This is a genomic window from Rhodospirillales bacterium, from assembly GCA_014323865.1.
Lineage (GTDB): Bacteria > Pseudomonadota > Alphaproteobacteria > SP197 > SP197 > SP197.
On sequence record JACONG010000010.1, the window covers coordinates 320843 to 333276 of the forward strand.

11 protein-coding genes are annotated in these 12434 nt (G+C 65.7%); 7 read left to right on the plus strand and 4 right to left on the minus strand.

Going from position 1 to position 12434, the window contains the following annotated elements:
• The first annotated feature begins 75 nt into the window (after positions 1-75).
• From GDA49_05845 to GDA49_05875, 7 genes are all read left to right on the plus strand, one after another.
• Positions 76-1731 (plus strand): NAD+ synthase, encoded by a 1656-nt coding sequence (locus GDA49_05845; GenBank protein ID MBC6439926.1) that lies wholly within the window; start codon positions 76-78, stop codon positions 1729-1731.
• A 133-nt stretch (positions 1732-1864) separates the two neighbouring features.
• On the plus strand, positions 1865-3217 hold the full coding sequence (locus GDA49_05850) for a glutamate--tRNA ligase (protein ID MBC6439927.1): 1353 nt from the start codon (positions 1865-1867) through the stop codon (positions 3215-3217).
• Between the two features lie 123 nt (positions 3218-3340).
• Entirely contained in the window at positions 3341-4693 is a 1353-nt protein-coding gene (locus GDA49_05855; protein MBC6439928.1) for a cysteine--tRNA ligase, read from the plus strand.
• A complete protein-coding gene (locus tag GDA49_05860) occupies positions 4693-6282 on the plus strand; it encodes a citramalate synthase (protein MBC6439929.1) in 1590 nt (529 codons plus the stop codon). The genes GDA49_05855 and GDA49_05860 overlap by 1 nt, the downstream gene beginning before the upstream one ends.
• A 4-nt stretch (positions 6283-6286) precedes the next feature.
• Complete coding sequence (locus GDA49_05865) at positions 6287-7033, plus strand: RNA methyltransferase (protein MBC6439930.1); 747 nt, start codon at positions 6287-6289, stop codon at positions 7031-7033.
• Between the two features lie 249 nt (positions 7034-7282).
• Positions 7283-7903, plus strand: a complete 621-nt coding sequence (gene rpsD, locus GDA49_05870) for a 30S ribosomal protein S4 (GenBank protein ID MBC6439931.1) — start codon at positions 7283-7285, stop codon at positions 7901-7903.
• An 81-nt stretch (positions 7904-7984) separates the two neighbouring features.
• Positions 7985-8716 carry an HAD-IA family hydrolase gene (locus tag GDA49_05875; GenBank protein ID MBC6439932.1) on the plus strand — a complete coding sequence of 244 codons (732 nt, stop codon included), beginning with the start codon at positions 7985-7987 and terminating at the stop codon, positions 8714-8716.
• 74 nt (positions 8717-8790) lie between these two features.
• On the opposite strand, the gene grxD is transcribed toward GDA49_05875, so the two are convergent.
• From grxD to purQ, 4 genes are read right to left on the minus strand one after another with little or no spacing between them, the layout of a single operon-like run.
• The gene (gene grxD / locus GDA49_05880) at positions 8791-9135 is read right to left on the minus strand and encodes a Grx4 family monothiol glutaredoxin (GenBank protein MBC6439933.1); all 345 of its coding nucleotides are present in this window, start codon (positions 9133-9135) and stop codon (positions 8791-8793) included.
• A complete protein-coding gene (locus GDA49_05885; GenBank protein ID MBC6439934.1) occupies positions 9132-9440 on the minus strand; it encodes a BolA family transcriptional regulator in 309 nt (102 codons plus the stop codon). The genes grxD and GDA49_05885 overlap by 4 nt, the downstream gene beginning before the upstream one ends.
• A gap of 42 nt (positions 9441-9482) precedes the next feature.
• Complete coding sequence (gene purL / locus GDA49_05890; protein ID MBC6439935.1) at positions 9483-11675, minus strand: phosphoribosylformylglycinamidine synthase subunit PurL; 2193 nt, start codon at positions 11673-11675, stop codon at positions 9483-9485.
• A 53-nt stretch (positions 11676-11728) separates the two neighbouring features.
• Positions 11729-12415, minus strand: coding sequence for a phosphoribosylformylglycinamidine synthase I (gene purQ, locus GDA49_05895; protein MBC6439936.1), 687 nt, complete (start codon positions 12413-12415; stop codon positions 11729-11731).
• Between the last annotated feature and the right edge of the window lie 19 nt (positions 12416-12434).

Below are 12434 nucleotides of genomic sequence, written 5' to 3' on the forward strand. Positions count from 1 at the left end.
CGCGATTGACAGCCCCGGCGCGCCTGCCTACCTGTCCCTGGTGTTCAAGAGCCGCCGCAGCGGTGGGCACCGTTCATGACCGATACCCTCAGGATTGCCCTGGCCCAACTCAACCCCACGGTGGGTGCGGTCGAGGCCAATGCCGACAAGGTGCTGGCGGCCCGTGCCGATGCTGCCGCGCAGGGTGCCGATCTCATGGTGACGCCCGAGCTCGTGATCAACGGCTACCCGCCCGAGGACCTGGTCCTGCGGCCGGCGTTTCAGGAGCAGGTCGAGGCGGCGGTCGATCGCCTCGCACGGGCGACCGACGACGGCGGACTCGCTGTCCTTCTGGGGGCGACGCATCGCAGCAACGGCGCTCTCCACAATGCGGTCTATCTGCTCGACGGCGGCGTGGTGCGCCATGTTCGCCTGAAGTACGATCTGCCCAACTACGGTGTCTTCGACGAGAAGCGTGTCTTCAAGGCCGGCCCGTTGCCCGGACCCATTCCGTTCCGCGACGTCCGGCTCGGCGCGATGATCTGCGAGGACATGTGGACCGGCGAGGTGGCCGAGTGCCTTGAGGAAAACGGTGCCGAACTGCTCGTCGTGCCCAATGGATCGCCCTTCGACGTCGAGAACACCGAGCGACGCATGAACCAGGCGGTGGCGCGGGTTATCGAGACCGGGCTGCCGATGGTCTACGTCAACCAGGTTGGCGGTCAGGACGAACTGGTGTTCGACGGTGCTTCTTTCGTGCTCGATGCGGAGCGGAACCTGAAGGCGCAGCTTCCGGGCTGGCGCGAAGCGGTTGTGACGACGTCCTGGCATCGCACGGCGGACGGCTGGCGTTGCGATGACGCCGGCATCGCGCCGGAACTCGGGCGCTGGGAGACCATCTACCGCGCGCTTGTGACGGGTCTCGCCGATTACGTCGGCAAGAATGGGTTCCCGGGCGTTCTGATCGGCATGTCGGGCGGCATTGATTCGGCGCTGTCCGCTGCCGTTGCGACCGATGCCCTGGGGCCCGACAGGGTCCACTGTGTCATGATGCCCTCGCGCTATACGAGCCGGGAGAGCCTCGACGACGCCTCGGAGTGTTCGCGTCTTCTGGGCGTTCGCCATGACAGCGTCTCGATTGCGCCGGCTGTCGGTGCCTGTGATATCATGCTGAACGATCTCTTTGCCGGCTCCGATCCCAACGAGGCCGAGGAAAACATCCAGGCGCGCAGCCGTGGCATGATCCTGATGGCGCTCTCCAACAAGTTCGGTCACATGGTGCTCTCGACCGGCAACAAGTCCGAGATGTCGGTGGGCTACGCCACGCTCTACGGCGATATGTGCGGCGGCTACTCGGTGCTGAAGGATGTCTACAAGACGAGCGTCTACGCGCTCTCGAACTGGCGCAACCGGAACAGGCCCGACGGGCTGCTCGGCCCCGAGGGGCGTGTGATCCCGCAGAACATCGTTGACAAGGCACCCACCGCCGAGCTCAGGGACAACCAGACCGACCGGGACAGCCTGCCGCCCTATGACACGCTGGACGATATCCTCCACGGCATGGTCGAGAAGGAAGAGACCCTCAGCCGGATTTGCGACCGCGGTCACGACCGGGTCCTGGTTGAGCGTATCCGGGGCCTTCTGATGCGTGCGGAGTACAAACGGCGCCAGGCCCCGCCGGGTGTCAAGATCTCGCCCAGGGCCTTCGGCCGCGATCGCCGCTACCCCATCACCAACCGCTTCCGCAGCTGACCGTGCTTGTCGTGTCATCCCGGACAAGGAAGCGGAGCGAGCGCGATCCGCGACCTCGACAGGCCGTCGCTTGCCCCTTGAGGTCCAGGGTCTCCCTCTGGTCGCCCGGGATGAAACATGGGGACGAGGTTCCATGAAACCCGTCGTCACCCGGTTTGCGCCGAGCCCTACGGGCCGTCTGCATGTCGGCAACGTGAAGACTGCGCTGTTCAACTGGCTGGCTGCGCGCCAGGCGGGTGGCACGTTCATTCTGCGGCTCGACGACACGGATCGGGAGCGTTCCACCGAAGCCTTCGCGCAGGGCATCCGCGATGACATGGCCTGGCTCGGCCTCGACTGGGACGGGGAGGAGAAGCAATCGGACCGCTTCGCCCGCTACGAGGCTGCGCGGGCCGGGCTGGCCGCATCGGGTCGCCTTTATCCCTGCTACGAGACACCTCAGGAGCTTGAGACCCAGCGCAACTTGCAGAAGGTGCGAGGCCTGCCGCCGGTTTACGACCGCTCGGCGCTCAGGCTGTCAGCCGACGAGATGATGTCCCTGAAGGCAGAGGGGCGGCAGCCCCACTGGCGTTTTCGCCTCGGCGACGAGACCGTCGCTTACGACGACCTGATCCGCGGCGCTGTGACGTTCGATCCCGGCCATGTGAGCGATCCCGTGCTGGTGCGCGAGGACGGCGCGCCGACTTATACGCTGGCGTCTGTGGTGGACGACATCGACATGGGCGTGACGCTCGTCATTCGTGGTGAGGACCATGTTGCCAACACGGCGGTCCAGATCGAACTGACCCGGGCCCTGGGCGGGGCGGTGCCGGATTACGCGCATCATCCGCTTCTGACATCGGCTACGGGCAACGGTCTTTCCAAGCGCAAGGGCGGCGGCGCGGTTGGCGATCTGCGCGAGGACGGGGTCGAAGCGATGGCCGTGACGAGTTTTCTGGCGCGGCTTGGGACCTCCGATGCGATCGAGCCGATATACGCCATGGCCGACCTGGCGAACGGCTTTGCCTTCGGGAAGATCTCGCGCAATCCGCCACGCTACGATCCCGACGAGGTGCTGGCCTTGAATCGCAAGTGGCTTCATGGCGCGCCCTACGATGCGGTGGCCGCGGAACTGCCGGGCATCGACGCAGTGTTCTGGGAGATCGTGCGCGGGAATCTCGATCGGGCTTCCGACGCCATGGACTGGTGGCGGATATGCCATGAGACGATCGGGCCCGGAAGCCGGGACGCGACGTTCTGTGCGCAGGCTGCCGGACTGCTCCCTCCGGAACCCTGGGATTCGGCAACCTGGAAGGCCTGGACCGATGCCGTGAAGGCGGAGACGGGACGCAAGGGCAGGGATCTGTTCCATCCCCTGCGCCTCGCGCTGACGGGCCGCGAACATGGGCCGGAGCTGGCGGCGCTGCTTCCCGTGATCGGCCGCGAACGTGTGCTGACGCGTCTGGGCGGTCAGGTGCGTTGCCTCGATCGGGCAATGGAGCTATAGAGCGCGATATGGAACAACGGACGCCTCGATGTTGTGGAGCCTGCGGGCGAGTTATCGCCTGACCGTGCCTGCTGCCCTGCCGGCGCGGTGATGTGTCCCAATCCTTGCTCCGGAGTCTGTTCCATGTCCTTCCATGCCCATAACACGCTGACGCGCCAGAAAGAGCGGCTTGAACCCATTGAGCCCGGCAAGGTCGGGTTCTACGTCTGCGGCCCCACGGTCTATGACCTGATTCATCTGGGCAACGCCCGCCCGCTCGTCGTCTTCGACGTTCTTTTCCGTCTCCTCAACCATCGCTACGGTGAGGAAAATGTCAAATATGTTCGTAATATCACAGATATCGACGATAAGATTAATGCTGCAGCTCAAGAGCGCGCCATCGCGATCAGCGAGCTGACGGCAATGACGATCGAGCGTTTCCACGAAGATACGGTTGCGCTGGGCTGCCTGGAACCGAGTGAGGAACCACGGGCCACGGCTCATATCCCGGAGATGATCGCGCTGATCGAACGGCTGATCGGGCAGGGCCATGCCTATGCCGCGGAAGGCCACGTGCTGTTCGATGTGCCGTCCTATGCGGCCTACGGGCGCTTGTCGGGCAACAGCCGGGACGAGATCGTCGCTGGCGCGCGTATCGAGGTCGCGCCTTACAAGAAGGATGCGGCCGACTTCGTGCTCTGGAAGCCCTCGACCGGCGAGCTGCCGGGTTGGGACAGCCCCTGGGGCTACGGGCGGCCCGGCTGGCACCTTGAGTGCTCGGCCATGAGCGAGAAGCATCTGGGTCGTTGCTTCGATATCCACGGCGGTGGGCGCGACCTGATCTTTCCGCACCATGAGAACGAGATCGCCCAGACCTGCGCCGCCCACGCCGATGCCGGCTTCGCGACGATCTGGATGCACAACGGCTTCCTCTCGGTCGAGGGGGAGAAGATGTCGAAGTCGCTCGGCAACTTCTACACGGTACGCGCGTTGCTGGACGACTGGCCGGGTGAGGCGCTGCGTTTCGCGCTGCTCTCCGCGCAGTATCGCCAGCCGCTCGACTTCACCTTCGACCTTCTGAGGCAGGCCAGGGCCACGCTCGACCGCTTCTACAACGCGATCGGCGAGGCCGGTGATCCCGAGCACGGCGAGATTCCGGCCGATGTGCTCTCGGCGCTCGACGATGACCTCAACACGCCCCTGGCGGTGGCCGCGATGCACAGGCTTGCCGACCGCGTCTTCCAGGGCGATCGCACAGCCGCGGCGTCGCTGCGTGGTGCCGGTGCGGTGCTGGGTCTGCTCCAGGCACCGTCGCAGGCCTGGTTCCAAGGCGGTGACGGCAACGAGGCGTCCGAAATCGAAGGACTCATCGAGACCCGAAAGGCGGCGCGTGCCAACAGGGATTTCGCGGCAGCCGACCGGATTCGGGACGATCTCAAGGCACGCGGGATCGAACTGAAGGACGGGCCGGAGGGTACGACCTGGAGACGCGTCTGATGGCCGATCGCGTTTATCTCTTCGATACCACGTTGCGCGACGGCGCCCAGACCCAGGGCGTCGACTTCAATGTCGCGGAAAAGGCCGAGATCGCGCACGCGCTGGACGAACTGGGCGTCGACTACGTCGAAGGCGGCTGGCCGGGCGCGAATCCGACCGACGATGCTTTCTTCGGCAGCGCCCCGGCGCTCCAGCGCGCGGCCTTCACGGCCTTCGGGATGACCCGCCGTCCCGGTCGCAGCGTCAGGAACGATCCCGGTCTCCAGGCGGTCGTCTCGGCCTCTGCCCAGGCGGTCTGTCTGGTCGGCAAGGCCTGGGACTTCCACGTCGACCTGGCACTGGAAATCTCCAAAGACGAGAACGTCGCGATGATCGCCGACTCGATTGCGCACGCCGTGGCGCGGGGGCGCGAGGCGATGTTCGACGCCGAACATTTCTTCGACGGCTACAAGTCCGACCCTGACTTCACTGTCGCCTGCATCGAGGCGGCGCTCGAGGCGGGTGCCCGTTGGGCCGTGCTGTGCGACACGAACGGCGGCACACTGCCGGGCGAGGTGGGAGACATTGTCGCCGCCGTTGCCGCCAGGGTCGGCGGCGACCGACTCGGCATTCACGCCCACAACGATACGGGCAATGCCGTGGCGAACAGTCTGGTCGCAGTCGAAGCGGGTGTGCGCCAGGTGCAGGGAACACTCAATGGCTTGGGCGAACGCTGCGGCAATGCCAACCTGGTCTCGCTGATCCCGACGCTCAAGCTGAAGTCCGGCTACGAGATCGGGGTGAGCGACAAGGATCTCGTGCACCTGGCCCATGCGTCCCGCCTGCTTGACGCGCTGCTCAACCGTGCGCCCGACAGGCACGCGCCCTATGTCGGCAGCGCAGCCTTTGCCCACAAGGGCGGCCTCCACGTTTCGGCCGTGATGAAAGACCCCCGGACCTACGAGCACGTGCCGCCCGAAACCGTCGGCAACCGCCGCCACATCGTGGTCTCCGACCAGTCCGGGCGGGCCAATATGCTGGTGCGTCTGAGCGAAGCGGGCATGGAGGTCGATCCCGATCACCCCAGGCTTCCGCGCCTGGTCGAGGAGGTAAAGGCCCGCGAGTTCGAGGGTTACAGCTATGACGGTGCCGAAGCGAGCTTCGAGCTCCTGGCCCGGCGCATTCTGGGCACGGTGCCGACCTACTTCGAGGTCGAGAGCTTCCGCGTGCAGGTCGAGCGCCGGCACAACGCGCTGGGCAAGCTGGTCACCGTCTCGGAGGCGACGGTCAAGCTGATTGTCGATGGCCACCGGCTTCTGTCGGTCGCGGAAGGCAACGGCCCGGTGGATGCGCTCAACCACGCACTCGCCAAGGATCTCGGCAAATACGCCGACGCTCTCGGGAACTGGCGGCTGGTCGACTACAAGGTGCGCATCATCTCGCCCCAGGCCGGTACGGGGGCCATCACCCGCGTCCTGATCGAAAGCACCGACGACAGCGGCGCAACGTGGAACACGGTCGGCGTCTCGGCCAACATCATCGACGCCTCGTTCCAGGCTCTGGTCGATTCGATTACCTGCAAACTCATGCGCACCGACGCGCCTGCGTGATGCCGTGACCGCACCCGCGATCATCCTCGTGCGACCGCAGATGGGGGAGAACATCGGGGCGGCGGCGCGGGCGATGGCGAACTTCGGACTCACGGACCTGCGCATCGTTGCGCCCCGCGACGGCTGGCCCAACCCGGCTGCCGAGGCCATGGCGGCGGGCGGTCTTGCGATCGTGCAGGATGCATCGCTGCACGACACGACGACCGAGGCGGTCGCCGGACTCCATCATGTCTGGGCGACGACGGCACGCAGCCGCGACATGCTCAAGCCCGAGGTCACGCCTGAACGCGCGGCGGTCGACCTTCACGCCGCGCCGGCGGGCGAGATCTGCGGCGTGCTGTTCGGGCCGGAACGGACCGGCCTCGACAATGACGAGGTTGCGCTGGCCGACGCCATCCTCCAGGTTCCGACGGTGCCCGACAATGCCTCGATCAACCTGGCGCAGTGTGTCCTGCTGATCGGCTACGAGTGGTTCAAGGCGCAGGACGAGGTGCTGGATTCAGCCGTTCCGTCAGGCAAGACATGGCCTGCGACCAGGGAGGAACTCGAAGGCTTTTTTGATCACCTGATCGGAGAGCTCGACAGATGCGGCTTCCTGCGCAACGAGCAGCATCGGCCAATCATGGTGCGCAACATCCGCAACATGTTCCTGCGCGCGGGCCTGTTCGGGCAGGAGGTGCGCACACTGCGCGGGATCGTGAGCTGTCTGACGAGTGGCCGGAAACCCCTGCCAACCAAGGATGAGCGATGAGGCCCGCAGCCCGTTGCTGGCCGTTCCCCGCCGTTCGGCGCACGGCCTTCGCCTGCCGTGAGGCTGTCACTGCGCCGTTATTCGCTCCGACATGGCCCCGCCCCCTGCAAAGGTGCCCCCCTGCAAGGCGCCCCCCTGCAAGGCATTTGACAACGGCGGTTCGCTTCATTACAACCCCGCGGCGCTCCGGAGACGGAGCGCGATCCGTTTTCTCTAAACGCATGCCCTCTAAACGAATGCCGAGGATCGATGACCAAGCGTCTGTCGTCGAAGTACAAGATTTGCCGCCGCTACGGTGAGAACCTCTGGGGCCGCCCGAAGCGCTTCCTGACGAACCGTCTGTATGCGCCTGGCGAGCACGGTCAGAGCCGTCGCCGCAAGCCGACTGACTACGGCACGCAGCTCGCTGCCAAGCAGAAGCTCAAGGGCTACTACGGCAACATGACCGAGAAGCAGTTCCGACGGAACTACGAGGAAGCCTACAAGCGCCGGGGCGACACCATCGAGAACATGATCGGCCTGCTTGAGCGTCGTCTCGACATGGTTATCTACCGCATGAAGTTCGTGCCCACGGTCTTCGCTGCGCGCCAGTTCGTGAACCATGGCCATGTCCGTGTGAACGGCCAGAAGGTCAACATCCCGAGCTTCCGCGTGAGTCCTGAGGATGTCATCGCGATCAAGGACAGTTCGCGCGAGCTCCGGCTGGTTCTCGAAGCGGTTGCCTCGGCTGAACGCGACGTGCCGGATTACATGGAGGTCGATTTCGACAGCATGAAGGGCACCTATCGTCGTGTGCCGACGTTTGTCGAAGTGCCTTATCCGGTGCAGATGGAACCGAACCTGGTGGTCGAGTACTACTCGAAGGCCTGAACGAAAATCCGATGGGATCGTTTTTTATCGGATTACGCAGGATTCTGTCGGATTGGATCGGATGGGGCAGGGAGCGAGGCGATGGCCAGGCGCCTGTCAGATTTCACCACACTCACGTTCGACTGCTACGGCACCCTGATCGATTGGGAAAGCGGCATCTGGGATGCCATGCAGCCGCTGATTGCCGCGTCGGGGCGCTGCGACATCACGCGGCAGGACGGCCTTCTGGCCTTTGCAGAGCTGGAGAGCGCGCAGCAGGCGGCAACGCCCGATATGCTCTATCCGGAGCTCCTGAGACATGTGCACCGTGGGCTGGCGAAGCGCTTCGATCTCGCGACGACCGACGACAGGGATAGGGTGTTCGGCGCGTCGGTGCCGCACTGGCCGGCCTTTCCGGACACTGCCGATGCGCTGCGCGTGCTGAAGAGACATTTCAGGCTTGTCATCCTGTCCAATGTCCACATCGACGGTTTCGCGGCCTCCAACCGCAAGCTGGGTGTCAGCTTCGATGCGATCGTCACGGCCCAGGATATTGGCAGCTACAAGCCGAACCCGCGCAATTTCGAGGTCATGCTCGAAAGATTGGCGAACCGGGGCATCGGTGCCGGTGACATCCTCCACACCGCACAGAGCCTGTTCCACGACCATGTGCCCGCCACCGGGGCGGGGCTTGCCAGGGCCTGGATCGACCGCCGGGGCCTGTCGGACGGTGGCGCATGGGGTGCAACGGCGATCGTGGAGGAGCGACCGGAGGTCGATTTCCTCTTCCCGACCATGGCTGCCATGGCCGCAGCCGTCGTGGCCGGGAACTGACTCCCGGTCGCGGAACGCCAGCGACCGGAACGGGAATGGCTCGCGATCAGGTTGCGGGGATCAGGTCGTGGGGGTCAGGTTGCGGGGTTGGGGGCGATGCCCTGGTTTTCGAGGTACTCGGAGAGTTCGCCGGATGTGTACATCTCTTTCATGATGTCGCAGCCGCCCACAAACTCGCCCTTCACGTAGAGCTGGGGAATGGTCGGCCAGTCGCTGTAGGCCTTGATGCCATCGCGGATCGCCGGATCGTCGAGCACGTTGATGCCCTTGAAGCGGGTGCCCAGGTGGCTCAGGATCTGGACCGAAGCCGCCGAGAAGCCGCACATCGGGAAGACGGGCGTGCCCTTCATGAAGAGGACGACATCGTTGCCCTGAAGTTCCTTATCGATACGCTGCCTGGTGCCGTCATCGAGCGTCATGTCTGGTGCCCTCCCGTGGGCGTCGTGAGGTTGGTCCGGGTCAGGTTGCTGTCCCGGGGGGAAGGTGTCCCGGGGGCCGGTGTTCTGGTGGTCAGCGCAAGGGCATGGAGATCGCCGCCCATCCTGCCCTTGAGCGCCTGATAGACGGCCTGATGCTGCTGCACCCGGCTCTTGCCCTCGAAGGCATGCGACGTGACGGTGGCGGCATAATGGTCGCCGTCGCCCCTCAGGTCCTCGATCTCGATTGCGGCGTCGGGGAACGCTTCCCTGATCATGGCCTTGATCTCGGCCGCGCTCATTGCCATGACGTCCTCCGTTGGGTCCTCTGTGGCGTCCTCCGCCGTCGTTCAGGAGCCGCCTGCCATGTAGGCCGGCAGCCAACCCTCGTGTCTGTCGCGAATGGTTGCCAGCGATATGGGCGGGCCGGCGTCCACTGTCAATGTCCTGCCGCCCGTCACACCGAGGATGACGGCCGAAATTCCCGCTTGCCCGGCCTTTTTGACGATATCGGAGCCGTCACCGTCGACCGCGATGAGATAACGCGCCTGATCCTCGCCGAACCAGAAGGCATGGGCGGCGGGCGCGCCGTCCGGGCTGTTGGCGTCGAGACCGATGCCCGATGCCAGGGCCATTTCGGTCAGGGCCACGAGCAGGCCGCCGTCGGAAACATCGTGGCATGTCGTCACGTCGCCACCGGAAATCAGGCCGCGCACGAAATCGCCGTTGCGGCGTTCGGTTTCGAGGTCGACCGGGGGCGGCGCGCCGTCCTCGCGGTCGGCGAGCTCGCGCAGGTAAAGGCTGGAACCCAGATGGCCCGCGGTTTCGCCGATCAGGACGATGGCCTGGTTCGCGCCGCCGAAGCCGATGCGGGCCATGCGGTCGAGATCGTCGATCAGGCCGATTGCGCCGATTGCCGGCGTCGGCTGCACGGCCTTGCCGTCGGTTTCGTTGTAGAACGAGACGTTGCCCGAGACGATCGGCATCGCCAGCGCGCGGCAGGCCTCGCCCAGGCCCCTGATGGCGCCCACGAAGCTTCCCATCACGTCGGACCGTTCGGGATTGCCGAAGTTCAGGCAGTCGGTCGCCGCCAGGGGGCGGGCACCGGTCGCCGTGAGATTGCGGAAGGCCTCGGCCACGGCCTGTCTGCCGCCCGCGACCGGATCGGCTTCGCAGTAGCGCGGTGTGCAGTCGGTCGTGACGGCAAGGCCCTTGCCGGTCGCGCCCGGCAGCGCGACAACGGCGGCATCGCCGCCGGGGCGCTCCACGGTGCGGCCCATGACCAGATGGTCGTATTGCTCCCAGATCCAGCGGCGCGAGCAGAGGTCGGGCGCGCCGACCAGCGCAAGCAGGGCCTCTTCGGTGGGAAGCGGGGGCGGGATGTCGTCGGGTGACAGCACCGGGCGCGGCGGCGTCTCCGTCCATGGCCGGTTGTGGATCGGTGCCTCGTCGCTCAGGGGTTTGACCGGAAGGTCGGCCTCGATCGCGCCGTCCTTGCGCACGATCAGGCGGCCGGTGTCGGTGATATGGCCGACGACCGCGAAATCGAGCTCCCATTTCCCGAAGATCGCACGGGCGCGGTCCTCCGCCTCGGGCCTGATCACCATGAGCATACGTTCCTGGCTTTCGCTCAGCATCAGTTCACAGGCCGTCATGCCCTCTTCGCGCCGGGGCACGGCATCGAGGTCGAGGTCCATGCCGGCATTGCCCTTGTCGGCCATTTCGACCGACGAGCAGGTGAGGCCTGCGGCCCCCATGTCCTGGATGCCGACGATCGAATCCGTCGTCATCAGCTCCAGGCAGGCTTCGAGCAGCAGTTTTTCGGTGAAGGGATCGCCGACCTGCACCGTGGGCCGCTTCTCCCCGCTGTCCCCGCTGAACGCGGCCGAGGCCATGCTGGCACCGTGGATGCCGTCGCGCCCGGTTTTCGAGCCGACATAGATCACCGGTGCGCCGACCGTGCCGGCGGCGGCATGGAAGATGCGGTCGGCGGGGGCGAGGCCGACACACATGGCGTTGACCAGGTTGTTGCCGTTGCAACTGCGGTGGAAGGTTGTCTCACCGCCCACGGTCGGCACGCCCATGCAATTGCCGTAAGCGCCGATACCGCCGACCGCGCCGGCCACCAGATAGCGGGTCCGGGGGTGGTCGGGTTCGCCGAAGCGCAGCATGTTCAGGTTGGCGATGGGGCGCGCGCCCATGGTGAAGACGTCGCGCATGATGCCGCCGACGCCGGTCGCGGCTCCCTGGTACGGCTCGATGAAGCTCGGGTGGTTGTGGCTCTCCATCTTGAAGACGGCGGCCTGACCGTCGCCGATATCGACCACGCCGGCGTTCTCGCCGGGCCCGCAGATCACCCAGGGGGCTTCGGTCGGCAGCGCCTTCAGCCAGAGCCGGCTCGACTTGTAGGAACAATGTTCGTTCCACATGGCCGAAAAGATGCCGAGTTCGGTGATGTTCGGCTCGCGCCCGACGATCTCCAGAATCCTGGCGTATTCGTCTGCCGTCAGGCCGTGTTCGGCGACGATGTCCGGCGTGATCATGGGTTCCTGTGCGGGTTCGGTGCCTGCGGGCTGTGTGCTTGCGGGTTGCGTGCTCACGAGAGCGCCTCCACGATGCCATGGAACAGGGGGACGGCATCAAGGCTCTGCTGGCGCGGGCCGGTGGCGTCCTCGGGGTGGGGCATCATGCCGAGGACGTTGCCGGCCCGGTTGACGATGCCCGCGATGTCGGCGGTGCTGCCGTTGGGGTTGGCGCGTTCGTCCGGTTCGCCGGGGCCGGCGACGTATCGGAAGGCGATACGGCCGTCGCCCTCGAGCCGCTTCAGCATCTCGTCGGCGGCAAAATAGTTGCCGTCGCCATGGGCCACGGGCACGCGGATCACATCGCCCTCGGCGAGCCTGCCGGTCAGGGGGCGGTGCCTGTTCTCAAGCCGCAGGTGCACATCGCGGCAGACGAAGCGCAGGCTGGCGTTCCTGAGCAGCGCGCCCGGCAGCAGCCCGGTCTCGATCAGCGTCTGAAAGCCGTTGCAGACGCCAAGGGTCGGCGTGCCTGCCCTGGCCTTCGCAACGATGTCCTTCATGACCGGCGAATGTGCTGCCATGGCCCCGCAGCGCAGGTAGTCGCCATGGGAGAACCCGCCCGGCAGGACGATCAGATCGCAATCGGGCACGCCGGTATCGCCATGCCAGACCGTTTCGGTCGCGGCCCCGGCGCGCGCAAGCGCATCCTTCATGTCGGTGTCGCGGTTCGTGCCGGGAAACAGAACGATGGCGGCTTTCATGGAGAGGGAGAGGCCTCCG